A 26,560-nucleotide genomic window follows, 5' to 3' on the forward strand; every position below is an offset into this window, starting at 1 on the left:
GGGTGTGCGCTCTGTCGGTGTGCGGCTTGGGTGTCTCGGCTCGGGGCCTGTAGGGGGTGTGCACACGTGTTGTGGTGAGCGCACACCCTTCGCTGCAGGCTGTAGAGGGTGTGCGCTTCATGCAGGAGGTGTGTGGTTGCGGTCGAGTGCCCGCTGCATGCGCTCGATGACGACGTTCGGCGTCGCCAAGTCCTGCCACGTCCAGCGCACTACCTCGTAGCCCGCGCCGCGCAGTGCATCTTCGCGGAGCTTCTCACGCCAGAGCACGTCGGCCGGAGTCTCGCCGGTCGGGACGAGTCGGCCATACTTCACGCGGCCGTCGAATTCGCCGATCACGTTCGTGCCATCCACCGAGAAATCGACACGATAGGAAGTGTTGTCGCAGTGAATGACTCGCTGCGTAGAGATCGCGAAACCTGCAGTGCGTAGCAGCACGCGACTGCGTGACTCGCCGACACTCTCGGACCCGGCGTCCATGAACAGCGCGACGCGGTGGGCTCTCGCATGGCCGCTACGGGTGGGGCGTCGAGCGAGTATCTCCTCGACCTGCGTACCCGTCACTCCGAGTCGACGTGCTGCATCGTCCGCAGCACAGACTGCTTCGTCGAACGGCAAGCAACAGGCTAGATCGGCGATGGTGCGGCTCACGGTAGTAGAGCGAAACCCCGCCGCATCGGTGACCTCGTCCGCGTCATAGGGCGACGCGTGAACGTGGCGCATGAGTCCCGTACGACCACCTGTCCGCCGGTTGCGTGTCATGTGAACTGCGGAGAGCGGCACGTTCCACAGGTCGATACCGTGAGCGATCGCCGCCGACACGTGGCTCAGCACTGTGTCGGGCGCCGGGTTGCCTGTCGTCAGCATCGCGCGGGCCAAGAGGAGGTGGCGTTCCTGTTCTGAGAGGTTAGCGATGTCGTCCGAGCTGGCGTAGGCCCCGCGTCGCAAACGTGTGAGATCTCCGGTTCGGCACATGCGCCGCAGTTCGGAATCCGTGTAGCCCTGAGCCAATGCCTCCGAGCGAGAGGTTATGCGCGCCATCGGTCGATCGTTGCCGACGTGGACCTGGCCGAACGGTGCTCGAGCGGCAGCTGTGGATGGCCAGCACCCCTGTGGATGAGTGGTGCGCACACCCCTTACGTGAAGCGAACACCTGTTGCAGCGTGCTGGAGAGGGTGTGCGGTTGATGCAAGGGGTGTTTGGTGGGGGCCGCACGCATCGGCCGGCGTCCGTTCACGTGCACATGGTCGCCGCGTGCATCGACCGGCTGCAGAGTGTGTGCACACCTCTGCCGTGAAGCGAACACCTGTTGCAGCGTGCTGGAGGGAGTGTGCGGTTTATGGAGGGGGTGTCCGGTGGGGATGTCGTGATCGCCGCACGCGTCGGCCAGCGGCAGGGTGGTGCGCACACCTCTGCCATAAAGCGAGCACCCCCTCCAGCGTGCTGAAGGGGGTGCTCGGTTGGTGCAGGGGGTGTTCGGTCAGGACTTCTTGCCCGGTGCCTTCGCTCCCGACTTGAATCCCAGTCCGCCGGCCTTAGGGGCGGGCGGGGCCGGGGCGTCCTTGGGCTCCGCTGCACCGTTTGACTCGGCCGCACCGTTCGACTCGGCCGCACCGTTGGACTCGGCCGCACCGTTCGACTCGGCTGCGGGAGCTGCGGGCTCCGGTGCCTTCTCGACGGCCGGTTCAGCTGCCGCCGGTGCGGGTGCTGCCGAACCCGGTGCCTTGGCGCCCGGCTTCTTGAAGCCGGACTTCACCGCGAGTCCCTTGGCCTTGACGGTCGGCATGGACTCCGACGCCTGGGCTGGAGCCTCCGACGCCGGGGCCTCCGACGCGGCGGGTGCCGGAGTTTCGGCGACGGGCTCAGCAGCTGCCGGTGCCTCGGCGGCAGGCGCAGCAGCCGGAGCTGCCGAACCCGGAGCCTTGGCGCCCGGCTTCTTGAAGCCCGACTTCACCGCGAGTCCCTTGGCCTTGACGGTCGGCTTGACCTCCGATGCCGTGTCACCAGTGGCGGGAGCCTGTGCCGGGGCCTCAGAAGCCGGGGCCTCAGCTGCAGGAGCCTCAGCTGCCGGAGCAGACTGCGCAGCAGGCTTGCCGGGTGCCTTGGCGCCGCCGGCCATGCCGAGCCCCTTGCCGGGTGCCTTGGCCCCACCGGCCATACCGAGGCCCTTGCCGGGTGCCTTGGCCTTGCCGGCCAGTCCGAGGCCCTTGGGCTTGGAGGCATCTGCTGCGTCGTCGCCGTCTGCGTTGGGGGACTCGACGGGCTTGGCAGGTGCCTTCGCTCCGGGCGCCTTCGCTCCCGGTGCCTTGGCGAGGCCCTTCATCTTCAGGCCCTTGCCGGGTGCCGGGGCGGTGGGATCGCCGCCGGCAGCTGCGGTCTCGATCTCCTCGACGCGGCCCTTCTCTTCCTCGGCAGCGACGTCCTCGGTCGCGATGGACTCGGCCTTGGGCTTGCCGACGGGCTCTTCCGCGGGCACGACCTTCGGCTTCTCGCGGGGGATGACCGCGATGTTCTTGCCGAGCTGTGCGGAGTCGAGGCGAGTGATGGAGCTGAGCAGCATCTGCGAGACGTCGATGACCTCGACGTTCTCGTTGCTGCCGCCCTCCTGACGAGCGGTGACACCGTCGTTGAGCATGACGCGGCAGAAGGGGCAGCCGGTCGCGATCTTCTGCGTCGCCGTGCCGCTGCCACTGAGCGTGTCCAGTGCTTCGTCGACGCGGTCGATGTTGATCCGCTTGCCGATCTTCTCTTCCATCCACATGCGAGCACCACCGGCGCCACAGCACATGGAGCGCTCGCCGTGGCGGGGCATCTCCTTGAGCGTGGAACCCGACGCGGCCATGAGCTCACGCGGTGCGTCGTAGACCTTGTTGTGGCGTCCGAGGAAGCACGGGTCGTGGTAGGTGACGTCTTCCTGCACCGACGCCACGGGAACCAGCTTCTTGGCCCGCACGAGGCGGTTCAGCAGCTGGGTGTGGTGGACCACCTCGTACTTGCCGCCGACCTGCGGGTACTCGTTGCCCAGTGCGTTGAAGCAGTGCGCACACGTGACGACGATCTTGCGACGGCTCTCGTCGACGCCCTCGAACACGGAGTTCAGGGTCTCGATGTTCTGCATCGCGAGTTGCTGGAACAGGAACTCGTTGCCCGCGCGGCGAGCGGAGTCACCGGTGCAGGTCTCCTCTGCGCCGAGCACCATGAACTTCACGCCCGCGGTGGCGAGGAGTTCCGCGACGGCCTTGGTGGTCTTCTTCGCGCGGTCCTCGTAGGCGCCGGCGCAGCCGACCCAGAAGAGGTACTCGAAGTCCTCGAAGCTGTCGGCGTCCTGTCCGAAGACGGGGACGTCGAAGTCGAGCTCGGTGATCCAGTTGGTGCGGTCCTTGGCGTTCTGGCCCCACGGGTTGCCCTTGTTCTCCAGGTTCTTGAACAACCCGGCGAGCTCGGTGGGGAACTCCGACTCGATGAGCACCTGGTAGCGACGCATGTCGAGGATGTGGTCGACGTGCTCGATGTCGACGGGGCACTGCTCGACGCACGCACCGCAGTTGGTGCAGCTCCACAGCACCTCGGGATCGATGATGCCGCCGAGGCCGCCGTCGTCCAGCGTGGTCTCGCCGACCAGCTTGCGCTCGGCCTCGTCGCGGGCAGCCTGTGGGATCTTGGCGAGCTTGGCCTCGTCGGGCTTGCCGTCGGCGTCGACCAGACCGACCTCGTCGCCGGCCATGTCCTTGCGGCCACCGGCGAGGAGGTACGGCGCCTTCGCGTTGCCGTGATCGCGGAGCGAGGTGATGAGGAGCTTGGGGGAGAGCGGCTTGCCGGTGTTCCAGGCGGGGCACTGCGACTGGCAGCGACCGCACTCGGTGCAGGTGGTGAAGTCCAGCCAGCCCTTCCAGGTGAAGTCCTCGATCTTGCCGGCACCGAACGCGTCGACGTCGGGATCGGCTTCCTCCATTTCGAGGACCTTGCCGCCGGACATCATCGGCTTGGCTGCGCCGAGGGCTACTCCGCCGTCGTCCTCACGCTTGAAGTAGATGTTGAAGAACGCGCTGAAGCGGTGCCATGCGACGCCCCAGGTGATGTTGCGACCGACGATCAGCAGCCACACCATGCCCGACATGAGCTTGACGAACGCGAAGATCGACACCATGACCGCGCTGGCGGGAAGCAGCTTCGCCAGGTTCATGGTGAAGAAGTCGGTGTACGGGTTCGCGTGTCCGTAGGTGGCGATCTTGCCGGCCTTGACCAGGATCATGCCCAGACCCTCGAGCAGCACGACGAACTCGACGAAGTACGCGGCGCGGAAGTTCGAGCCGGAGAAGCGCGAGAGGCGCTCGGGGGAGCGCGGGTGGTTGCGCTGGCGGATGATCATCAGCGTGACGATGCCGATCACCGTGCCGAGTCCCAGGATCTCGTCCATCAGGTGGTAGATCGCCAGGTCGCCGATCAGCGGCCAGTGGAACTCGGGGTTGAAGGTCTGCCCGTACGCCTCGAACCACAGGATCGAACCGATCAGGAAGCCCACCATCACCAGCCAGTGAGCCCAGCCGACGCTGCGGAACTTGTTCATGCGGGTGTGCGCGGCGAACTCGACGCACATCTGCTTGAACCGCGGGATGAACGGACGCAGGCGCGTTCTGTCCGGCTGACCCAACGCGATGGATCGCACCATCAGCGCGGCACCGCGGAAGAAGTAGGCCCAACACACGATGCTGAGCAGGGCACCGACGGCGCCGAGGGTGATCGTCAGGGCATTCATGACGTTGCCTTTCTCGGGCGACAGAGCTACGTCCGTCGCCGTGTGCTTCCGGCCGGCCCGTGGGCAGTCCGATGGTCAGCCCGATACATCTGTCGACCACTAAGTTACCAGCCGGTAACCGGTGGGTCACTACTTGCCGGTAACTTAGCACCGGAAGTGGCATCTCCGCAGGTCGGACCGAGGGCTGGTCGGTCCGATCCACGCGATGCGCCCTACCGTATTACGGCACAGCGACACGCCTGCCGCACAGGTATTCCTAACTTGCCTTGTCGGTAACTTCTCGACGCCCGTCAAGAAGCACTGCCGGGGCGTCTGTTTTGTTACTCTTCACCCGCGCCACCGTCCGTGCGTCGTCCACGTCGTGGCAGTTCACACGGGCAAATCCTGACTCGTACCGGAAACGAACCCATGATTCGGTTCTGTCGCCCACAACGGTTACAGTTCACCGGTCGGGGTCCGAAGCCTTGAACCTGAACGAACGGAACAACTAGATGAATCTGCGTCGACTCGTCGCTACCTCTGCGATCGCGATCGCCTCCTTGGGCGTCTGGACCGGCACTGCGTACGCGCAGCCGACCACCACCACTCCCGCTGTGCCCACCACCGAGCAGAACAGCGAGGTGAACTGGGCATCGCGCGTCGAAGGCGGCAAGGTCGTCACCACTGTCGACGCCGGTCTGTTCCGCGCATCTGATGACGGCAAGTCCGTCGTGCTCGAGGACAACGAGGGCAACCAGGTCGTCAGCCTGCCGCTGTCGTTCAACCTCAACGGCATCGAGTTCCCCTACGGTGTCGAGTACACCGACGAGGGCCGCACCGTCACCCTCATCCCGAACCTCGCAGCACCGATGGGCCTCACGCCTGCCGCGCTCGAGCAGAACGCTGCATCGCCCGCCGAGAACACCGCGGCCGAGCAGTCCTTCAACTCTCAGCTCGGCCTCGCAACCTCCATCGGTGGACTGACCGGCACCATCATCGGTGCAGGCGTCGGTTGCATCCTCGGTGGCGGACCTGTCGTTCTCCCGACCTGCCTGACGGGCGCCGTTACCGGCGCCGGAATCGGTGGAGTCATCGGAACCATCGCTGCCGGTGGCCCGACTCTCGTCGTCGCCGGAATCGATCTGCTCAACACGTACAACGCTGCTCCGGGAACCTCCAAGTTCGCCGAGTAATCTCTCCAGACACCGAAGGCCGCCACCCTGCTGGGTGGCGGCCTTCGTCGTGTTCGGACTTTTCCTAGGTCGCGGCGAGGAAGAGTGCGCCCACCGCGATTCCCACTGCACCGGTGAGGATTCCGATGATCGTGTCGGACCGGTCGGCGTCGGGAACGCGCGTGGCCAGCCCGCCGGCAACGACGGCGCCGAGGCCCAGAAGGATACCGACACCGAAGCTCCAGAACGTCACCACCGACAGCGCGCCCAGTAGGACGGACGCATCGGCGAGGCGGGCGTCGAGTATGCGGGCGGTCGTGGTGTCGGCCGGGGTGTAGACGGCCGCACCGGCCCGGTTGTCGTAGGGGACAGAGGAATCGGCGAAGTCGGTCACAGTGACACCTCCATCGGCGCGAAGCCGACGATCAGGGGGTATCGAACACAGCGCAGCACAGCAGAACACCTTCTCGGGACGTGGGTCGGAACGACAGTCGGTGCGTCACGTCGACATCGACGGAGCGACTGCGTACTACCACGGTACCACTGTGACTGGAGTGCTTTCTGCGACAGAATCCGAAACGTGATGCGGCCGTGGCCTTCACGGTGACACAGCAACGGCCCCACCGTCGGTGACGATGGGGCCGCTGCTGAGATGTCAGCTGAGTGCGTTCGCGTTCAGAGCGATCTTGACGATGTATCCGAAGACGGTGAGAGCGAGTTGAAGCAGGTCCACGGCTGGCCTCCTGTGGGTCCGACGCGCACGGACTCTGCGCGGAGGCGCCTCGCCTCGGTCGGTGACATTACCGCATCAACGAGACCGAACGTTGTGCTTCGTCACGACGTTCGGACGGTAGTTCCCGTGGCCGCTGCGACAGCGTCGATCGGAATGCCCAGGCTGGCAGTTCCGCCGTACTGAGCGAGTGCGAGGTTGGCCTCGCCGCAGCTGGGTGCGCCGCCGCTGTTGGAGCCGCTGGTGATGCCCAGGGCGAGCGTGCCGGTGACGATCGCGCCGCCGCTGTCGCCCGCGAGTGTGCATGCAGTGCTGGCGAATCCGCGGATGGTCCGGCTCTCTCCGTCACCCAGGAACAACTGCGTTTCGACGCGATCGGCAGCGACCAGCCCGCAGGTGAAGGAGCTTGCCTGGCCGGACTTGCAGACGGGTGCACCGACGACGGGTGAGGCCGTTCCAGTGATCGTCAGGGCGGTGCCGTTGGCGCCGCGGACGGTGGGTTCGCTCAGTCCTGCGGCCACGCCGGCGTCGTCCAGTGCGATCACCGAGTAGTCGAGGCCGTCGCCTGCGCCCACGCTGGACTGCGCGAACTTCCCTACCGGGGTGCTCGCTCGGATGTCGCCGCGATCGGGCAGGTAGACGGAGGCCGAGTTGCCCGGGTCGCAGTGTCCGGCAGAGAGATTGACCGGGTTTCCCGCGCCGTCGGTGGCGCTGAAGCCGAACGAGCAGATCTCGATGTTCTCGAGCGGCGCCGTCGTGATGTCACCGGCTGCGGTGACGTAGTCGTCGCCGCCGGTGACGGCGGGCGGCGGGGTGGGGGCCAGTGCGGGAGGGGACAGCACGACCTGGAGGTTCGCGATGGCCGTCGGCAAGTTCAGGGCTCGGCCGATCGGACTGTTCGCGATGTCGACGACGATGCGACCACCGAGGACGTCGACGGCCGCGGAATTGACCTGGGACGAGACTTCCCGAGGCAGAGCCGACACCCACCGACCGAACTCGTCGAGCGAGCGTTCGAGGTTGTCCGCCGACACGGGGGACTGGCGGCTGCGGTAGCCGTCCTGCGCCACCTGACTGGCTGCCTCGGTGGTCGTGACAGCGACGACCGGAACGCCGTCGTCACCCATCCACGCGCCGGCGTAGTCGTAGGGGCGCTGCTTGCGGAAGTCGTCGGCGTACGAGCGGAGCCGCTGCGCATCGGACGCGCGGTCGAGGTATTCCTGCGGTGACATCCCGAGGTCTCGCTGCACCGCGTCGACAAGCTCGGTGGGCAACGCGTCCGCAGGAAGCTGAGCCTGTGCGGGCGCTGCGCCGGCGGTGGCCGTGCCCGCTCCGAGACCGATCAGCGTGGCGCCCAGCACGGCCGCCACCCGAATCCTGCCCGACGTGGGGTGAATCATGCCCGTGGCTCCGATGGCCGCCGAGATACGCAAGAAAATCCTTCCGGGCGACGACGCGCATGGTCCTGCGCGCAGTCGATGGTCGTTATGAACGTCTGGAAAAGGGGCGCCGGCCGTGGCCGCGCCAGCGACCGAGCATAGGCCATCACGACCGACGGACCGCCGGAGTGGAAGCTCCCGGCGTCAGGTCAGGGACGGCTCACAGGGAGGAACGGAATCACTCGGGGCGCCGCTACCGACGGGACGACGACCGAGGTGGTGGTGCTCGTATCGGCGGTGGTGCCGGGCGCCGTGGTGGTGGCGGTCGGCGCTGTCGGAACGGTGACCTGCGGCAGCGTCGGGAAGTCGGGGAAGTCGATGTCGGGAGCGCCGAACGGGAAGCGATCGGAGAACAAGCCCTGATCGGGAACGGTGGTCTCCACGACGGGAGGTGCGACGGGCTGTTCGACGGGGTCGGGCGTGTCGACGTACACCGGTTCCGGCTCCACCGGCGGCGCGTCCTGCACCGGTGCGGGAGCGTCCGTGGTGGTCGGTTCGAGGGTCGACGTCACGACGGGTGCTGCGGGGGTGATGGCCTGCTGGGAGTTGAGCGGCTCGACGGTATTCGACTGCCTGTCGACGCTGCCCACGGCGCCACCGACAGCGAGGACGACGAGTGCGACGGCCGCGACGGCGATACCCGCTCGGGTCGGCGTCCCCGCACGGACGCGTCGGCGACGGGTGGATGCGGAATCGGCCACCATCGCGGCGAAAGCCTTGTCCGACGTGCGCGACGTCGATGCCGCGGATGCGTCGGGCGACAGGGCGCGCGCAGCCACGGCGACATCGTCGTCGGTCGCCGCAGACAGCACGCACTGTGACAGTCCGACGTAGTCGAGTGCGTCCCGCAGGGCCTCGACTGCCTCGGTGGGCAGGACACTCGGGTAGGCGACGGTGCACCGCGCGTCGGCCGGCAGCGAGTACAGCTCGGACATCGTGCGCATCAGCGTGTGGGCGAAGCCGGCGACGAGATCCTCGGCCCGGACCACGCGGCCGTCGTGAAGCCTGATTCCGTACGGATTGCCGATCTGCGACACGAACCCGCGGATACCCGCAGGTGCCTGCGCGAGTTCGACGCGGCCGTCGTCGGTCAGGATCACGGAGGTCGGGCACTCGAAGAGTTCGACCCCACCGTCGATGTCGACAGCGACTGCCGTGGCGGAGTCCCCGACAGCCATGGCCAGGTGAATGGTCGGCGACGAGTCGGTGCCGCGCGCTCGTTCGGTCACGGTTCCGCCCCCTCTCGACCTCCACCGGGCATGGTGCAACGACTCGATCACGAGCGCCCCGGTAGCCCAACCGTACCGTCCGTGACGCTTGGTCGCCGACGAACCGTCGTCTACGAGGGAGGAGGCAGGGGAGAGGAGCTGGCGCTCGACGCCGTCGCGGAGGGCGTCGCGTCGGGGGTCGTGGTGGGGAGTTCCTCGGTCACGGTGGGCTCGGTGGTGACCGGTGCCGGTTCGGGCGCAGGGGCAGGTGCGGGGGCCGGCGGCGCAGGTGGGGGAGGCGCCGCGGCGGTCGTCCGCGGCACCACGGCGGGGGCGCGGGTGGGTACGGCGGGCGCCGGTGCACCCGGCACCACCGTCGGGAATCCGATGCTCGACGACGGGGCCGCCCGCGTCGTCGTGGTGGTCTGCGTCGTGGTGGCGTTTTCCACGACGGGCACCGCCGTCGTGGTCGTGCGACCCGACATCAGATACGTCACACCCGCTGCCAGGACGAGGATCGCAGCCAGGATGCCCATGCCGGCGATCGCGAAGGCCAGTCGTCGATCTTTCCGGACGGGCACACCGGCGTCCGTCGGCGCGGCCGGCGCCCCTGTCGCAGCACGCGCGGCCACGACGGCGGAGGCGAGGCGGGAGTCGGCATGTCCGAGCGTCGCGGATGCGCTGGTCGACTCGGGGTGCAGCGACACCTGCTGCAATCCGAGGAAGTCGAGAGATTCCCGCAGCGCGTCGATACGGTCCGAGGACCAGTCGCGGGGGTGGGTGGCGCCGGCGGTGATGCCGGTGACGTCCTCACCGGCGTCGGACACTTCCGTGAGCAGCAGGAACATCGCGGTGGCCATCAGATCCTCGGCACGCATCGGTACGCCGCGGGCCGAGACGACGCCGGCCGGATCGCCGACATGGGTGACGAACCTGTCGACGACGTCGATATCGGTGCTCATGGTCTCCGGCCGACGCAGCGTCGACGTGCCGTCGGGGCGCAGGTACAGGACGGTGTCGTGGACGACCGGAACCCGCACCAGTTCTCCCGAGCCGATCGCGACGACGACAGCGGTGGAATGCAGATCGGTCACGTGCAGACCGACGGATCGGTCCGACTGCGGCCGGTTCTCGGTACTCATGATCGGTCCTGGCGTTCCTTGCTCTCCGCGTATCCGGCTGCACGGAGCATCGACAACATCTGTGAACGTGACTGCGCACCCAGGCGCCGCCGGATGCGCGCGACGTGGTGTTCGACCGTCTTGGCCGAAATGTACATCTGCGCGCCGATCTCCCGGTACGTCAGTCCCAGGACGAGGTGATGCGCGACCTCCGCCTCGCGGTCGGTCAGCGCGCCCGCCACGGTTGCGCCCTGATCGGCAGGCTCGGACGCGGCCGCCGTGCTGCCCATGTCACGGGCGATCTGGAGCAGCGAGGTCGCGTCCTTGGTGTCCGCGACGCGGAGGGCGGCATCGCTGGCCAGGCGTGCGGCATCCCAGGAGTGTCCGAACTTGGCGATGGTCCGCGCACACGATTCGACTTCGGTCATGTCCGGCTCGCCCTGCAGGACGCGGAGCCACGCCTTGCCCGCCGCCGCCAGCGCCGCGGCGTAGGGACTGCGGTCGGAGAACGACCCGAGGGAGCGGGCGTGGGGGAGCAGGTCGGCCGGGGTGCCGCCGAGAATGGCGGCCTGGATGCCGTACCAGTGCCAGGTCGCCGCCCACGTCGGCGGCTCCCCGAGCGATGCAACGAGTGCGGTGGCCGACGCGACGGAATGGGAGATGCGATCTGTGTCCCCCAGACGCACTGCAGCAAGCCACAGTTCGCCGAGCGGAATCAACGAGAACAGGTCGGGTTCCGCTTCGGCGACGGTACGTCGCGCGTCCTGCCATGCCGTCATCAGCGCGCCCGTATCGCCGCGGCGGCGTGCCGTCGCGACACGAAGAGCGTAGTAGGACAGGGCATCTCGCTGGGACAGGTAGGCCGGATCCAGATCGCTCGTGTGGTCCGTGGCGGTATCGCCCGACGCCAGGGCCGTCCACGCCATCAGTAGCCGGCTGCGTGTCGACTCCCCGCACGCGGAGATCATCTCGGACAGAACAGCTCTCGCGGTGCCCGGATCGCCCGTGTGCAAGGCGAGCAGTGCAGCGATCGCCGACGGGTGCTCCGGCTCGGCGCGTGAGCCCATGGCCGTGTCCGACATCGACGACGCCCGGAGCAACGACCCCATGGCGGCGGTGGACGAGTCGCGCACCGAATCCAACAGTCCGCGGGCGACGAGACCCGACCGGGCATTTGCGGTGGTCGGCGGGGCAGAACTCACCGCGGTGGGCCTCGTGCCGGCCGACAGGGCGACGGCGCAGGACACGTCACCGACGGCGAGAAGCGAGGTGACGGCGTGGGACGCGTCCGGCCCGACGCGTTCGGGGCCGAGCCACCGGTAGAGGTCCGCGGCGTGAGAGGCGGTGCCGCGCATCATCGCGACGGTCGCCGCGATCCTCACCGCGGCGCGCAGATCGCGCGCCGACGCCGTCTCCGAACTCAACACCGAATCCACGGCGAGCGCGGCGGCATCGAGGTCTCCGTCGGCGACGCACGCCTCGGCCGATGCGACGGCCACGGCGTCGCCCTGTGCGCCGGCCGAGACGGCTGCATCCCAGAGTGCGCGCGCCGCGGCATGATCCGCCGTCGACGCAGCCGAGACCAGATGCTCCGCCAGCAGTGGATCGCGGATACCGGCCGCGGCGACGGCCACCGCCAGCTCCGCCGTCGGGCCGCCCTGCTCGACTTGGACGCGAATCAATCGACGCAGCACACCGAACATGCCGTGCTCGCCCATCACGGCACGCAAGGCCTCACGAGAGGAGTCCGACAGGACGCCGGTCTCGCTCAAAATGCCGCAGCCCCATGCTCGTTCGACCGCGGCGGACGCGTCGGGAAGCGGGGTGGAGGCGACATCCGCGACGAGGTACGGATCCGGTGACAGCCCTACCGACGCGAGAGTCAGAACCGCCAGAGCGGTGTGATCACGCGAGGACAGCAGTGTCTCCAGGGCAGTCCGCTCGTCGAGCGAGGTCACTGGCCGGTGAGTCCGCCGAGAGCCCCGCCGAGTCCGTTCCCGACACCTCCGACGACGCCGCCGGCCGTGTTCCCGAGACCGCCGACGACGTTACCGAGGCCGTCGGTGACTCCACCGACGACGCCCGGCAGCGGATTCGCGGGGAGAGGAGGCGGCGTGTAGGCCGGTGGGGTGTACGCGGGAGGCGTGTAGGCGGGCACGGACGGCGCCTGCACACTCGGCACCTGGGCGTTCGGAACGCTCGGAACGTTCGCATTCGGAGCGGCACCGGGGACGGTGGCTGCTCCGGGTGCAGGGGCTCCGGCAGTGGGGGACGCCGCGCCGGGAGCACCGGGAACGGCGGCGGCACCGGTCGTGGAGGCTCCGGCCGCACCGGTGGTGAGCGGGCGACCGGTGACCGGATCGACGCCCGCGACCGCGGTGGTCGTCGGGGCTACCGAGCCGTCGGAGGCGGCAGGCTGCACGGCGCTGGTCCCGGCCGGGGTGGTGTCCTCGGACGAGCCCCCGACCAGTCCGGTGCCGGCGGCGAGACCGCCCGCCGCAAGAAGAGCGATCGCCGCGGCGACACCGCCGATGACGGCCATGCGCTTGCCACGGGACGGGCCCGCCTTGGCGTGCGACGACGTGCGGGACACGGGTGCCGGCGTGCTGGTCCGTGCCGACGCGGGGCGCTCGGTGACCGGCGGGATGAGCTCGGTGTCATCGTCGTCGTCCAGTGCTGCGGCGCCGACGACAGCGGCGCCCGCTCCCACCCGGTCCAGTTCGGCGGATGTCGAGGCGACCTCGGCGGCGAGCAGAGCCGCACCGGACGCGGACGTCGCCGACGGGTTCGCCCCGACGGTGACGGGCTTGCGCAGTGCGGAGGAGACGGTCTCGGTCAGCATCGGGATGGCGGCACCGCCGCCGACGAGCAGGACGCGGTCCACCGACTCGGGATCGACACCCGCCGTGCGCAGCGCATCACCGACCACGCGGGTGACGTCGTCGAACGTCTCGCGCAGCAGTTCCTCGATCTCGGAGCGGACCAGCCGGACGTCGGTGTCGATGCCGGGCAGGTGAACCGGGACCACGGTCTCGGTGTCGGAGGACAACGCTTCCTTGGCGATCGCGCACTGCGCCCGCAACGCGGTGAGTGCATCGACCGTGGCGGGGTCGAAGGGGTCCATCGACGAGGAGTCGATGTTGTCGAGGACGTGCGCCAGCACGATCTGGTCGATGTGGGCGCCGCTGACGTCCTCGGTGCGTGCGCCGCGTCCGAGGATCGCCGATTCGGCACCGGTGCGGACGACCGACACGGTGAGGGCACTGCCGCCCAGGTCCGCGACCAGGACGATGCCGTCGTCGACGGCGTCGGAGGTCTGCTGCATCCAGGCCGTGGCTGCGAGGGCGTCGGGAACGAAGGTGACGTCGGTCAGTCCGTGGCGCGCGGCGGCGTTGCGCAGACGGTCGACCGTGTACTCGGGCCACGCCGTCGGATAGGTGACGACAATGGCGGAGTTCTCTGCCGCACCCGCAGCGCGGGCCTCGTCCACGAGGCATTCGAGCGTCGTCGCGTACAGCTCGTCGCCGGTGTAACTGCGGCCGTCGTCGGTCACCAACGCGACCGGATCGCCGACGCGTCCGGCGTATCCGGTGAGAAGCGAACTGTCGACCGTTCCCGGGGCGGCGAGCGCGGGTGCACGGTCGGGCGCGACGGACAGTGCGGTCGATCGCACGACGGTGATCGCGTCGTCCAGCCGTCCCGGCCCGTCGACGGCCACGGCGGTCGAACTACTCGACCCGACTTCGATTCCCAGACCTGCAGCCATGACGCCGACTCCGTTTCCACTGCTTCTACCGGTGTGTCGGACCGCATTCTCCCGGGTGCGAGAGTGCCGTCCACGCATGACGTCGTCGCGAGGGGCCGATTCGTTACTCCTCACAACTCTAGAGCGGGACGATCCCCTATGCCCCCTAGTTCCCCCGAAATGTCCGGGTGCGAACCCCGGGGTGGAGGAAGGGGGCTCTGCCCCGTTGGGAGAAGTCACGGATCGCCCTAGTTTTGGTGACAACGAGCCGCACCCGTCGGCTTGATCGCCGGCTCACCAGCTAACCCCGAACACACAGGAGATTCACGATGGCCACCAACGCCGTTCTCGACTTCATCCTCAGCCTTCTCCGCGACGACAAAGCCGCCGCTGCCTACTGCGCCAACCCGCAGGCATCCCTGAACGCTGCCGGCCTGCCGGACGTGTGCCACTCCGACATCGTCGCCGTCGCACCGATGGTCGCCGAGTCCGGACTGTTCGCGGGTGGATCGCGCCTGGCCTCCATCGTGAACGCCGGCAACAACTACAGCACCGTCACCGTGGGCGGCGTGAACAACAGCACCGTGTTCGGCGGGAACAACGCGACCTTCGGCGGCAACAACGTCACGTTCGGCGGCGTCGACAACGTCGGGAACAACAACAACAACGGCAATTTCAGCAACAACAACTTCGGTGGCAACACATTCGGTGGGTTCAACGTCGGTGGCTTCAACTTCAGCCCGACCCTGATCGGTGGCGGACTGGCCATCGGGAGCATCGGCAACATCGGCAACCTGAACCTCGGTGATCTGGACCTGAGCGGCCTGAACCTGGCCTCGCTCGATCTCAGCGGTCTGAACCTCGCTTCCCTCGACCTCGGCGGCATCGGCGACATCGATCTGCTCGGCGGACTCGACCTGAGCCTCATCGACCTGGGCGATCTCGACATCGCAGGCCAGTTCACCACCGTCCTCGCGCTCGTCCTGGCCAACGGCCTGTCGATCGGCGGCGACCTCGCAGCAGAGTTCGGCGCGGCACTGGGTGCGGCACTCGACGCAGTCCTCGCACTCGGCGGCGTCCTCGACCTCGACGCCATCGTCGAGCTCGGTGCCACCATCGCCGGTGCCCTCACCGCGGCGCTGGGCCTGAGCGCCGGTGTCGGTGCACAGCTCGCCGCAGCGCTCGACGCCGTGCTCGGTGTCGCCGGCGGCCTCGATCTCGACGCCGTCGTCGGACTGTCCGGCGTTCTCTCCAACGCACTCGCTGTCGGCGGCGTTCTCGGCGCCAACGTCGGCGCGACACTGGGCGGCGTTCTCGGTGCCGCCATCACCACGGGTGGTTCCATCGGTGCCGACCTCGCCGCAGCCCTCACCGCAGGACTCGGTGTCGCAGGCTCGATCAGCACGGTTCTGACCGGCGCACTCGGCGCGACCGCCGACGTCACGGCAGCACTCAGCGGCGCTCTCGGCGCCGTCGTCGACGTGGCCGGCGGCCTCGGTGCGACCCTCACCGCTCTGCTGGACACCAGCGTCGTCGCCGCTCTGGCGGGCACGTTGACCGGCGAACTCTCCGCAGCGCTCGGTGCCGCTCTCGCAGCCGGCGGCGACATCGCCGGTGAGTTCGGTGCATCCCTCGGACTGCTCCTCGGAGCTGTCACCGGCGCGACCGGCGCCCTCGATCTCGACGCCCTGCTCGGCGTCGGCGGAACCCTCGGTGCCTCTCTCGCGGGAGCCCTCGGCCTCGGAGCGGGCCTCGGCGCTCAGCTCGGCGCTGCACTCGACGGAGTTCTCGCACTGGCCGGTGACCTGGACCTCGCCGCGCTCCTCGCGGGCAACGCGGACATCGCAGCAGCTCTCGGAGCAACCCTGTCCGCCGCCCTCAGCGGCGTTCTCGTCGCCGGCGGCACCGTCGCGGGCACCCTCGGCGCAGCCTTCGGCGCTGTGCTCGGTGGAGTGCTGGGAGCCGATCTCGGCGCACAGCTCATCGGTCTGCTCGCAGGAGAGATCGACCTCGGCGCCGCTCTGGCCACCATCTTCGACGGCGCACTCGGCCTCGGCGGCCTGCTCGACGTCGCCGCTCTGCTGGATGTGGACGGCGCGCTGGGCCTCGGCGCCGGCGTCCTCGCCACCCTCGGTGGATCACTCGAAGCACTCCTCGGCGCGGGCGGCCTGCTCGGCGCCGATCTGACCGCACTCCTGGGCGCAGGCCTCGGCGCCCAGCTCGCCGCGGCACTGTCCGGAGCGATCGCAGCAGGCGGCGACCTCGCCGGTGACCTCGGCCTCGCCCTCGGCGGCGTGCTCGCCGGACTCGTCGACGTCGCGGGCGGCCTGGACATCGACGCCGTCGCCGGCCTCGGAGCCACTCTCGCCGCTGCGCTCACCGGTGCACTCGGTGTCGGCGCCGGTCTCACGGGCGGACTCGCCGCCGGCCTGACCGCACAGCTCGGCGCTGCACTCCAGGGCGTCCTCGGACTGGCGGGCGATCTGGATCTGCTCGGCGAGCTCGACATCCTCGGTGGCGCGAACCTGGCCGCGACCCTCGGCGCCGCACTGTCCGGCGCACTCGCAGCCGGCGGAGCAGTCGCCGCCAACCTCGGCGCCACCCTCGGTGCGGTCCTGGGCGGCGTCCTGGCAGCCGGCGGAGCAGTCGGAGCAAACCTGGGCGCACAGCTCGTCGGCCTGCTCGCCGGTGGCCTGGACCTCGGTGCCGGCCTGACCACCATCCTCGGCGGTGCACTCGACCTGACCGGCGTCCTCGGACTCGACGGAGTCGTCGGCCTCGGAGCCGACCTCGTCGCCACGCTGGGAACCTCGCTCGCCGCCGTCCTCGGAGCCGGCGGACTCCTCGACGCCGACCTCGCGGGTCTGCTGACCGGCGGCCTCGCCTCACAGCTGTCCGCGGCGCTCGCCACCGCCCTCGCAGCAGGCGGCGACGTGGCCGCGAACCTCGGTCTCGCCCTCGGCGGCGTCCTCGGCACCATCACCGGCGGTCTCGACCTGAACGGTGTCCTCGGCGCCGACCTGGCCGCAGCCCTCACGGCCGCACTCGGCCTCGACGGTGACCTGACCGGCGGAATCACCGCTCAGCTCGCTGCTGCCCTGGACGCCGTACTCGGTGTCGCAGGCGGCGCGGACGTCACGGCTGCACTGTCCGCGGCACTCGGACTCGGCGGAGAACTTGCCGCCGGACTCGGCGCCACTCTCGGAACCACCCTGGCCGCGGTGCTGGGCGCCGATCTCGGTGCACAGCTGACCGGCCTGCTGGCAGGAGGCGCAGACCTCGGCGCCGCACTGACGGCAGTCCTGGGCGGTGCGCTCGATCTCGACGGTGTGTTCGGCATCGGTGCCGACGTCGCCGCCGGCCTGGTCGGCACGCTCGGAACCACCCTCGCTGCCGCTCTGGGCGTCGGCGGTCTCGCGGACGTCGACCTCACCGCTCTCCTCGGCGGCGACCTGACGGCCGTGCTGTCCACCGCGCTCGCCGGGGCCCTGGGCCTCGGCGGGGAGCTGGGCGGCAACCTCGGACTGGCCCTCGGTGGGCTCGTCGGAGCTGTCACCGACCTGTCCGCGGGCGCCGACCTCGGTGCCGTCCTCGCCGCAGCACTCGGTGTCAGCGGCGGCGCGGCAGCGACTCTGTCCGGTGCTCTCGACGCACTGCTCGGAGCAGCCGGAGGCCTCGACCTGACCGCGATCCTCGGTGCCGACGCCGATGTCGCCGCCACTCTCGGAGCAGCGCTCAGCGCCGCACTCTCGGCCGGTGGCCCGCTGGCCGCCAACGTCGGCGCTGCCCTGGGCGGCGTCTTCGGAACCGTCCTCTCGGGTGACCTCGGCGCACAGTTGGCCGGGCTGCTCGGCGGCGGAATCGACCTCGACGCCGCTTTGACGACAGTTCTCGGCGGCGCCCTCGGCCTCGGTGGCCTCGTCGACCTGGGCGGTGTGGCGGACCTCGGTGGTCTGCTCGATCTCGATATCGTGGGCGGGCTCGCCGGTTCACTCGGCGCCGTTCTCGGCGCCGGCGGACTGCTCACCGGTGACCTGCAGGCTCTGCTGGGCGGCGACATCGCAGCTCAGCTGTCCACCGCACTCGGTGTGGCCCTGGGACTCGGCGGCGAGGCTGCCGGCAACCTGGGTCTCGCCCTCGGCGGTGTCCTCTCCGGAGTCACCGATCTGACGGCGGGCGCCGATCTCGGTGCCGCCATCGCCGGCGCACTCGGCATCACCGGTGAGGGTGCAGCAACTCTGGCCGGAGCGCTCAACACGGCCCTCGGTCTGGGCGGCGCGCTCGACCTCGACGGACTCCTCGCCGCCGACATCGCCGGCACCGTCGGCGCAGCTCTGGGTGGCGCACTCGCCGCAGGCGGCGACGTCGCTGCGACCATCGGTGCCACCCTCGGTGCCGCTCTGGGTGGTTCGTTGACGGCCGACCTGCAGGCTCAGCTGGGCGCACTGCTGGCCGGCGGGCTCGACGTCGACGCTGCACTCGCCGCAGTGCTCGGCGCAGCACCCGATCTGGATCTGGACGCCGACCTCGCGGGCCTGCTCGGTGGCGCCCTGTCGACCGGCCTCGGACTCGTCACCGGCGTCGGCCTGCCCGACACGGATCTCGACCTCGGCACCGGCCTGGCGGCGGCACTCGGACTGGGCGGCGCAGCCGCAGCCGGCCTGGGTGGCGCTCTCGGAACCGTCCTGGGCGGAACCGTCCTCGCCGATCTCGACGCGGACGGTCTGCTGGCCGGCGACCTGGGCGGCATCGTCTCCGCCGCCCTGGGTGATGCCCTGAACGTCGGCGGAGTCCTCGACCTCGACACCGACCTGGTCGGCGGATTCGGCACCGCGCTGAACACGGCGCTGGGCCTGACCGGCGGCCTCGACACCGCAGCACTGGGCGACCTGCCCGCCACTCTGAGTGCCGCGTTCGGAGTCGGCGGCACCGCGGGAGCCGAGCTGGGTACCGCACTCGGTGCACTGCTCGACGTGACCGGCGGAGCCGATCCGGTGGCCGGACTGGGCACCGCACTCGGCGCCACGGGTGACCTGACCACGATGCTCGACGCGGCCTTCGACACCGCACTGGCGGCCGGCGGGGAACTGTCCGCCGACGGCCTGCCGATCAGCGGACTGCTCGACGCGAACACCGGCCTCGAGGGTGGACTCAGCGCCCTGACCACCCTGACCGGCGGACTCGGTGCGGCCGGTGCCGTGGCCGGTGGCCTCGACGGCACGCTCACCGGAGTCGGCGGAGCGGTCACCGACCCCGACGCCGTCGCGGGTGCTGTCGCCAACTTGGGCGGTGGCCTGGCCACCGGGCTGGGACTGGGCCTGTCGAACGTCGCACAGGGCGGCGCTCAGCTCGGATCCGAGCTCTCCGGCGGCCTGACCGGCATGGCAGAGGGCACCGGCGGAGTCTTCGGTGGCTTCGAGATCTCGCCCGACGGTGAGTTCACCGGCGGACTGGACAACACCTCCGAGTTCACCGGCGCACTCGAGGGCGGCGTCGACGCCACCGCCGACGCGGTCGGCCAGTTCCAGAACTCGACCGACGCCGTTCTGGGCGGTGTCGCCGGAGCGTCCGACGGCCTCGGCCTCGGTGCCGTCGCCGACGTCACCGGAGACGCACTGGGAGCTGTCACGACGGACGGTGGACTCGGCGGAGACATCGCCGGCGAGGCCACCTCGTGGCAGGACGTCGACGCCGAGAGTGCGTTCGACGGCCCGGCCGCCGCGGCGGGCGACGTCTCCGACGGCCTCACCGGCACGGTGTCCGGTGTGACCGACGGACTCACCGGCGGTCTGACCGACACGCTCGGTGGCGGACTGGGTGGCGCGGACGAGGCCCCCGAGGCCGACTCCGCCGTCGACAACGTGCTGGACTTCGGCCAGGACAACTGATCGACACGACCCGCTGCCTCGACGCAGCGGTGTGATGTAACACCGACGACCCCGTACGCGCTTATGCGTACGGGGTCGTCGGCGCTTACCGTGTTGGTGATCTCTCACTACTGTTCGCGTCATTCGCTCGACCGCTTCTACCGCACACAGATCGGGACCACATGCAGAACACCGCTCAGCCTGCGTCACAGGCCGCACCGTCGCCCTCGCTCGCGACACAGGCAGGACAACTGGCGGAACTGCTCTCGCGCATGGGCGAGATCGCGAGTACGTCGGGGCGTCGGGACCTGGTGGATCGACTGTCCGCGGCCCGTGAGCGCGTGCTCGATCCCCGTCTGCGCATCGTCGTCGTGGGACCGCTGAAACAGGGCAAGAGCCAATTCGTGAATTCGCTGCTGGGGCTCGACGTCTGCTCCGTCGGCGACGACGAGACGACGGCCGTCCCCACGATGGTCGCCTACGCGGAGACCGAGCGCGCCGAACTGGTGATCGCCGAGATCGGCTCGGACCCCGTCCGGATCGAGGTACCGATGGCCGACATCCACGCCGTCACGCCTGCCGATCCCCGCGCCGAGGGACGCGAGATCCTCCGCCTCGAGATCTCGGTTCCGAGTCCGCTGCTGAAGGACGGGCTCGTCGTCATCGACACACCCGGCGTCGGCGGACACGGCAATCCCCACGCCAACAGCACTCTCGGACTGGTCACGTCGGCTGACGCCGTTCTGGTCCTGTCCGATTCGAGTCAGGAATTCACCGAACCCGAGGTCGCCTTCCTGCGCCAGGTGGTGAGCCTGTGCCCCGCGGTCGCGTGCCTGATCACCAAGACCGACCTCTACCCGCATTGGCGACGCATCGTCGACGCCGACCGGGGACACCTCGCCCGCGAAGGTGTCGACGTTCCGCTGATGCCGATCTCGTCGATGCTCCGCTCGCACGCTCTGCGGTTGAAGGACGAGTCGCTGGACAAGGAAGCCGGGTTCCCGGCGTTGTACGACTTCCTGCGCGGCGTCGTCCAGCGTGCGGACGTGTTGACGCGCAAGGCGGTCGCGCTCGACGTCCGCTCCGTCTCCGAGCATCTGGCCCTCTCGCTCGGTAGTGAACTGGCCGCGTTGCGCGACCCGGAGGCCGCCGCTGCGGCCGTCGCGGGTCTGCAGCGCGCGCGGGCGAGCGCCGAGGAGATGCAGAAGCGCAGCAGCAAGTGGCAGCAGACGCTGAACGACGGCATCACCGACCTCGCGTCCGACATCGACCACGATCTGCGTGATCGCCTGCGCGTCATCACCCGCGAGGCCGAGGAGGCCGTCGACGGGGGAGACCCCGGCAAGGACTGGCCGCAGATCGGTGAGTGGCTCGAGGACCAGATCGCCTCGGCTGTCGGGGACAATTTCGTGTGGGCGCACGAGCGGTCACTGTGGTTGGCCGAGACGGTGGCCCGATACTTCGCCGAGACCGCCGACGCCCATCTGCCCGCCGTGAACATCTCCGACATCGACGGTGTCATGGACCCGGTGACGTCGCTGGGCGACCTCGAATCAGGCCGCATGGGCATCACGTCCAAGGTGCTGGTCGGCATGCGCGGCTCCTACGGCGGTGTGCTGATGTTCGGCCTCATCACCACGATGATGGGCCTGGCCCTGCTCAACCCGATCTCCCTCGGTGCCGGAGTCCTGTTGGGCAGCAAGGCATACAAGGACGACAAGGAGTCCCGCGTCCTGAAACGGCGTGCCGACGCCAAGGTGGCCATCCGCAAGTTCACCGACGACGTCAGCTTCCAGGTGGGCAAGGAATCGAAGGACCGGTTGCGGCAGGTGCAGCGACTTCTGCGTGACCACTTCACCGAGATGGCGGACCAGACGATGCGCTCGGTGAGCGATTCGTTGCGCGCCGCCCAGGAGTCGGCGAGCGTCGCGACTTCCGAACGCAGCACGCGCACAGCGGAATTGGAGCAGACGTTGAAGAAGATCGCCTCACTGCGGTCGGTGGCCCAGCGGCTCGATCCCGAAGCGGTGGAGGCGGCAGCGCAGGACAAGACGGCCGAGATCGGACCGGCGTCGTGAGTGTCACTCTCGATCGCGCCCGCGAACTCGTCGTCGCCGCCCAGGCGGAGTACGCGCACTCGCCGGATGTCCGGGATGCGTTGCGCGTCTGCGCCGATCGGCTGGACGAGCCACTGCGCGTCGCTCTAGCCGGATCCCTGAAAGCGGGAAAGTCGACGTTGCTCAACGCTCTGGTGGGCCAGGACATCGCACCCACCGACGCGACCGAGTGCACCCGCGTCGTCACGTGGTACCGGCGGGGGAACTCGCCGTCGGTGACCGCCCGGTACGACGGTGAGCACTCCATGAGCATTCCCGTGTTGCGCCGCGGAGGACGGTTGTCGTTCGATTTCGGCGACCTGACAGCGGACCGCGTCGACCGGCTCGACGTGGAGTGGCCGGCGCGAACGTTGGCGCGCAACACCATCATCGACACGCCGGGTACGTCGTCGCTGTCGCGCGACGTCTCCGAGCGGACGCTGGCGATGCTGACTCCCGACGACGCCGCGTCCGGTGCGGATGCCGTCGTGTACCTCCTGCGCACGTTGAGTTCGTCGGATACCTCGTTCCTCACGCGCATCAACGACGCGGTCGGTGGCGACTCCGGTCCTCTCGGCGTCGTCGGTGTCGTCTCCCGTGCCGACGAGGTCGGTGCCGGCCGGATGGACGCGATGATGTCGGCCAAGGAAGTGGCCTCGCGCTTCGCGGTGGAGCTGGAGAAGACGGGGCTCTGCCAGGCCGTCGTGCCGGTCGCGGGACTGCTCGCGCTGGGGGCACGGACGTTGCGGCAGAGCGAGTTCGCCGCTCTCGTCGCCCTCGCGGACGCACCACCGGACGATCTGCAGCTCGCGATGCTGTCCGCGGACAGGTTCGCCCGCCCGGACATGCCCCTTCCCGTCGACGCCGAGACGCGCGCCGGTCTGGTCGACCGCTTCGGTCTGTTCGGCATCCGGATGGCCGTCACGCTGATCCGGATGGGAACCCGCGACTCGCCCTCGCTGGCTCGGGAACTGGTGGAGCGCAGCGGACTCGACGAACTCCGGCACATCATCGATGTGCAGTTCGGGGAACGCGCCGATCAGCTCAAGGCGCACTCGGCACTGGTGGCGCTCGAGCGTGTGCTGCGGGCGTCGCCGGCCTCGGGATCGCGGGCGATCATCGACGAGGTCGGCTACACCCTGTCCGACGTGCACGGATTCCGCGAACTGCGGCTGCTGGGTCAACTGCGTGCCCGCGAGGTCCGGCTGCCCGAGCAGGAGAAGGCGGAGCTGGGTCGGTTGATCGGCTCCGGTGGCATCGACACGGCCACGCGCCTCGGCCTCGATCCGGACGACTCCGTCGAACTGCAACGCAAGACGGCCTTCGACGCGGTCCGCACCTGGCGCTCACGTGCCGCTCATCCGTTGCTGGACAGGTTCACCGTGCGCGCATGCGAGATCGCCGCGCGCAGCGCCGAGGGGATTCTCGCGGAGCTCGACAGGATGTGACGCTCAGCGTCGCGCAGGTGCGGCGGACAACCACTTTCCGACGGCCGGCGCGTACAGCGGCGCGGTAGCCAGCACGGCCAGTCCCGCGACGACGAACGGTGCCCAGGTGGTCGGCTGAACCAGGGCGTCGGACACGGCGATCCAGAACGCGACGGCTCCCGCTGCGGTGACGACCCCGGTGACGGTGAGGGTGGAGCGCCCCGACGGGCGTCGTCCGCGAATCTGCAGGATTCCCGACAGTCCGACCAGCAGCACCACGACCGCGACGGCGGCTCCCGCGATCAGCGTGATCATGACGGTGGAGTCGATGTCCTCGGCTGACGTTCCGGGCGTCTCGGCCGTGAGCACGTCGGTCAGGCGGTCGCGGAGGCCGCGGTAGTCGAGCGCGAGCAGGGCGGCCGTCGCGACAAGGGCGACGAGGCACAGGGACCACAGCGCCACCGCGAGGTCGACGGCACGGGGGCGCTCGTCGGGAACGGGGTCACGCAACGGGGTGACCCGTACGGACGGCCTGGGCGGCTTGGGTGGAGTCGGTACGCCCGCATCTTCCGGATCACTCATACGCCAAGGCTAGTGCGTCCGATTGGTCCGTTGCCGACCGTGCTCGACCACAAGTGTCCGGGTGTGTCGGAGGGATGCGGTCCAGAATGCTGTGACGACCCCGGACGCGGTTTCGTTCAGTGGTGCGCATCACTTACGGTCACACCTATCTGTTCCGCCGGGTGGGCGCTCTCATTGCCGTCGACCCCGTTCTCGATGGGATGCAACGTCAGTGCGTAAGTCACGTATCGCGGGCCTCGGCCTCGCCCTGTGTGTCGGACTCCTCGGAGCCGGCACGCCCACCGCCATGGCGGAGCCTCCGGGCCCCGCCTCCGGTTTCTACACCCCGCCGAGCCCCCTCCCGGCCGGCAATGACGGCGACCTCATCCGTACCGGGCCGTCCAACCTGGCGTTGTCGCTGCCCCTGCCGCAGGGCGGGATTCCCGGCAGTGCGACGCGGCTGATGTACCGCTCGCAGGACGCGAACGATGCTCCGGTCGCGGTGACCGGCACCTACATCGATCCGTTCGCCGAGTGGACGGGCCCGGGACCCCGGCCCGTGGTCGTCATCGCACCCGGCACGCACGGTCAGGGCGACCAGTGCGCGCCGTCGCACCAGCTGAACAACGTCCTCACCTACACCCCGGTGCTCGGACTCATGGTCGAGTACGAGCTGCTCTCGACCTACGCGTTGCTGGCCCGCGGTTACGGCGTCGTCATCACCGACTACGACGGACTGGGCACGCCGGGCGCGCACACCTACGTCAACCGCGCCGCCGAAGCGCACGCGGTGCTCGACGCGGCCCGCGCCGCGCAGCAGCTGGGCAACACCAAGGTCGGACCCGATTCCCCCGTGGGCCTCTGGGGTTACTCCCAGGGCGGCGGAGCCGTGGCAGCAGCCGTAGAGCTCGCTCCCGAGTACGCCCCGGAGCTCGACATCAAGGGCACCTACGCCGGTGCCCCCGTCGCCGATCTGGCCGCGACGCTGGCACAGGTCGACGGAACCATCCTCACCGGTGTCATCGGCTACACCCTGAACGGTCTGCGCCGGTCCAACCCCGAGTTGGGCCCGATCATCGACGCGTCGACCAACCCGGCCGGCAAGGCTGCGCTGGCGGCACTCGAGAATCAGTGCGTCGTGGAAAGCGCACTCACCGTGGGCTTCCACCGCACCAACGAGTGGATCACCACCGGCGAGTCACTGTCGGACTACCTGAAGCGGATCCCCGAGGCGCAGACAGTTCTCGCCGAGAACAAGATCGGTAACCGCACGCCCACCACACCGGTCTACATCGACACCGGCACCGGCGACGACATCGTTCCGCACGGCCAGGCCGTCGACCTCGCCGCGACCTGGTGTGGGAAGGGCTCGAACGTTCAGCTGAACACCCAGCAGCTGCCGTTCTTCCTCCCCGGCCTCGCGCTCGGCCACGTCCTGCCCGACTTCATCGGACTCGGCGCCGGCACCAACTGGCTCGACGCACGGTTCCGCGACGTCCCCACAGCGGGCAACTGCGCCTGACCCGTCACCGCCGAAGCGCCTCGATCACAGTCGATCGAGGCGCTTCGTCGCGTTCCGGACCCTCGCGGTCGAGGCGTCCTTCTCCGACGCCGCCTCGGAACGCGCGTCCTGCGCCGCCTTCAGGTCCTCCCGTGCCTTCTCGAGTTGCTCGGTGAGGGCGTCGACCGACTCCTGCAGCTCGTCGACGCGATGGTCGGCCTTGTCCAGGGCGTCGGTCGCGTCCTGCAGCGCAGCCTCGGCGTCGTCGAGCTCCGCCTGTGCGCGGGCGCGCTGCTCGTCCTTCTCCCGTTCGGCGGTGTCGTCGGGTTCGGGTTCCGGTTCTTGCGCGGGTTTGTCCTCTTCGGTTGGTTCTGGGTCGACGGACACCAGCCCCATCGGACCGAACCCGCTGTACTCGGCGGCCCCCAACATCCGGCCGCGCCGCACCTCGTCGGCGATGTCCGCATCGGACAGCGCCGCATTCAAGCTCTGGGTCACCTCGCGCACGACGTCCTCGCCGATCTGGTGACCGCGATCCTCCGCGATCTCCGCGGCCCGGTTCGCCAGCGCACGCACGGCCCGTTGCCGCTGCTTCGTCAGCGTGCGGAGGGTGGCGCCCGAAAGATGTTGCTGCGCTTCCCGTAACGCTTCACCGAGGTCGAGCAGATCTGCGACATCGTCGTCCGCGTCGCGCACCGTCACATTGAGCACCCACCCGACGATCGTCGGTTTGCGCAGCGCACCGATCTGCTTGGCCAGGGCCTTGTCGCCATCGGAACGCGCCTGCTTCTGCCGGTCGGTGCGCGCGGCGACGAAATCGGACGGGTCCAGCCCGTGCAGCTCGTCGGCCACCTCGTCGAACGTCATGCTGGTCGATTATGCCGCCTTGCTCCTGCCATAGCTTTCGTTGATGGCAAGGCGCAGAACAATCGATAGAGCGACGGGATGATGCTGCGGGCCC

Annotated in this window: 15 protein-coding genes and 1 pseudogene; 5 read left to right on the plus strand and 11 right to left on the minus strand. The window is 69.3% G+C overall.

Annotated features, from left to right (window positions below; all coding sequences use genetic code 11):
* Positions 1 to 117: 117 nt before the first annotated feature.
* From AC0IX4_RS02850 to AC0IX4_RS02860, 3 genes and pseudogenes are all read right to left on the minus strand, one after another.
* Positions 118 to 435: a hypothetical protein gene (locus tag AC0IX4_RS02850; RefSeq protein ID WP_471828352.1), complete on the minus strand. Its 318-nt coding sequence runs from the start codon at positions 433 to 435 to the stop codon at positions 118 to 120.
* 501 nt (positions 436 to 936) lie between these two features.
* A pseudogene (locus AC0IX4_RS02855) lies at positions 937 to 1,038 on the minus strand (hypothetical protein); the annotation flags it as partial.
* A gap of 439 nt (positions 1,039 to 1,477) precedes the next feature.
* Positions 1,478 to 4,753, minus strand: a complete 3,276-nt coding sequence (locus AC0IX4_RS02860) for a (Fe-S)-binding protein (RefSeq protein ID WP_471827957.1) — start codon at positions 4,751 to 4,753, stop codon at positions 1,478 to 1,480.
* Positions 4,754 to 5,244: 491 nt separating this feature from the next.
* Between AC0IX4_RS02860 and AC0IX4_RS02865 the strand changes: the two genes are divergently transcribed.
* The gene (locus AC0IX4_RS02865) at positions 5,245 to 5,925 is read left to right on the plus strand and encodes a DUF8020 domain-containing protein (RefSeq protein ID WP_042575859.1); all 681 of its coding nucleotides are present in this window, start codon (positions 5,245 to 5,247) and stop codon (positions 5,923 to 5,925) included.
* Between the two features lie 64 nt (positions 5,926 to 5,989).
* On the opposite strand, the gene AC0IX4_RS02870 is transcribed toward AC0IX4_RS02865, so the two are convergent.
* The 6 genes from AC0IX4_RS02870 to AC0IX4_RS02895 all read right to left on the minus strand — a co-directional run bounded on the left by AC0IX4_RS02870 (position 5,990) and on the right by AC0IX4_RS02895 (position 14,168).
* Positions 5,990 to 6,298 carry a hypothetical protein gene (locus AC0IX4_RS02870; protein ID WP_056071343.1) on the minus strand — a complete coding sequence of 103 codons (309 nt, stop codon included), beginning with the start codon at positions 6,296 to 6,298 and terminating at the stop codon, positions 5,990 to 5,992.
* 440 nt (positions 6,299 to 6,738) lie between these two features.
* Complete coding sequence (locus AC0IX4_RS02875) at positions 6,739 to 8,067, minus strand: S1 family peptidase (RefSeq protein WP_471827958.1); 1,329 nt, start codon at positions 8,065 to 8,067, stop codon at positions 6,739 to 6,741.
* 155 nt (positions 8,068 to 8,222) lie between these two features.
* Positions 8,223 to 9,302: a hypothetical protein gene (locus AC0IX4_RS02880; protein WP_471827959.1), complete on the minus strand. Its 1,080-nt coding sequence runs from the start codon at positions 9,300 to 9,302 to the stop codon at positions 8,223 to 8,225.
* A gap of 110 nt (positions 9,303 to 9,412) precedes the next feature.
* Positions 9,413 to 10,423, minus strand: coding sequence for a hypothetical protein (locus AC0IX4_RS02885; protein WP_471827960.1), 1,011 nt, complete (start codon positions 10,421 to 10,423; stop codon positions 9,413 to 9,415).
* Positions 10,420 to 12,360: a LuxR C-terminal-related transcriptional regulator gene (locus AC0IX4_RS02890; protein ID WP_471827961.1), complete on the minus strand. Its 1,941-nt coding sequence runs from the start codon at positions 12,358 to 12,360 to the stop codon at positions 10,420 to 10,422. The genes AC0IX4_RS02885 and AC0IX4_RS02890 overlap by 4 nt, the downstream gene beginning before the upstream one ends.
* Positions 12,357 to 14,168, minus strand: a complete 1,812-nt coding sequence (locus tag AC0IX4_RS02895) for an Hsp70 family protein (protein ID WP_471827962.1) — start codon at positions 14,166 to 14,168, stop codon at positions 12,357 to 12,359. Before AC0IX4_RS02895 ends, AC0IX4_RS02890 begins: the two co-directional genes overlap by 4 nt.
* A gap of 308 nt (positions 14,169 to 14,476) precedes the next feature.
* Here AC0IX4_RS02895 and AC0IX4_RS02900 point away from each other — a divergent pair, with 308 nt between their 5' ends.
* The 3 genes from AC0IX4_RS02900 (at position 14,477) to AC0IX4_RS02910 (ending at position 23,558) form a co-directional block, all read left to right on the plus strand.
* Complete coding sequence (locus tag AC0IX4_RS02900) at positions 14,477 to 20,035, plus strand: IniB N-terminal domain-containing protein (protein WP_471827963.1); 5,559 nt, start codon at positions 14,477 to 14,479, stop codon at positions 20,033 to 20,035.
* 161 nt (positions 20,036 to 20,196) lie between these two features.
* Positions 20,197 to 22,092 carry a dynamin family protein gene (locus AC0IX4_RS02905; protein ID WP_471827964.1) on the plus strand — a complete coding sequence of 632 codons (1,896 nt, stop codon included), beginning with the start codon at positions 20,197 to 20,199 and terminating at the stop codon, positions 22,090 to 22,092.
* Positions 22,089 to 23,558, plus strand: coding sequence for a dynamin family protein (locus AC0IX4_RS02910; RefSeq protein ID WP_042574297.1), 1,470 nt, complete (start codon positions 22,089 to 22,091; stop codon positions 23,556 to 23,558). Before AC0IX4_RS02905 ends, AC0IX4_RS02910 begins: the two co-directional genes overlap by 4 nt.
* 3 nt (positions 23,559 to 23,561) lie before the next feature.
* Here the strand turns inward: AC0IX4_RS02910 and AC0IX4_RS02915 are convergent, their stop codons facing one another.
* A complete protein-coding gene (locus AC0IX4_RS02915; protein ID WP_156388270.1) occupies positions 23,562 to 24,119 on the minus strand; it encodes a hypothetical protein in 558 nt (185 codons plus the stop codon).
* Between the two features lie 286 nt (positions 24,120 to 24,405).
* Here AC0IX4_RS02915 and AC0IX4_RS02920 point away from each other — a divergent pair, with 286 nt between their 5' ends.
* Positions 24,406 to 25,620 (plus strand): lipase family protein, encoded by a 1,215-nt coding sequence (locus AC0IX4_RS02920; protein ID WP_082043030.1) that lies wholly within the window; start codon positions 24,406 to 24,408, stop codon positions 25,618 to 25,620.
* Between the two features lie 24 nt (positions 25,621 to 25,644).
* Here the strand turns inward: AC0IX4_RS02920 and AC0IX4_RS02925 are convergent, their stop codons facing one another.
* Complete coding sequence (locus AC0IX4_RS02925; RefSeq protein WP_471827965.1) at positions 25,645 to 26,466, minus strand: hypothetical protein; 822 nt, start codon at positions 26,464 to 26,466, stop codon at positions 25,645 to 25,647.
* Positions 26,467 to 26,560: the final 94 nt, after the last annotated feature.

This window comes from Rhodococcus sp. AC861, from assembly GCF_979256035.1.

Bases quoted from the DNA above. Each gene is read 5' to 3' on its own strand.
- AC0IX4_RS02860 (WP_471827957.1), bottom strand. From the start codon at position 4,753: ATGAATGCCCTGACGATCACCCTCGGCGCCGTCGGTGCCCTGCTCAGC.
- AC0IX4_RS02865 (WP_042575859.1), top strand. From the start codon at position 5,245: ATGAATCTGCGTCGACTCGTCGCTACCTCTGCGATCGCGATCGCCTCC.
- AC0IX4_RS02885 (WP_471827960.1), bottom strand. From the start codon at position 10,423: ATGAGTACCGAGAACCGGCCGCAGTCGGACCGATCCGTCGGTCTGCAC.
- AC0IX4_RS02895 (WP_471827962.1), bottom strand. From the start codon at position 14,168: ATGGCTGCAGGTCTGGGAATCGAAGTCGGGTCGAGTAGTTCGACCGCC.
- AC0IX4_RS02900 (WP_471827963.1), top strand. From the start codon at position 14,477: ATGGCCACCAACGCCGTTCTCGACTTCATCCTCAGCCTTCTCCGCGAC.
- AC0IX4_RS02905 (WP_471827964.1), top strand. From the start codon at position 20,197: ATGCAGAACACCGCTCAGCCTGCGTCACAGGCCGCACCGTCGCCCTCG.
- AC0IX4_RS02915 (WP_156388270.1), bottom strand. From the start codon at position 24,119: ATGAGTGATCCGGAAGATGCGGGCGTACCGACTCCACCCAAGCCGCCC.
- AC0IX4_RS02920 (WP_082043030.1), top strand. From the start codon at position 24,406: ATGGCGGAGCCTCCGGGCCCCGCCTCCGGTTTCTACACCCCGCCGAGC.
- AC0IX4_RS02925 (WP_471827965.1), bottom strand. From the start codon at position 26,466: ATGACGTTCGACGAGGTGGCCGACGAGCTGCACGGGCTGGACCCGTCC.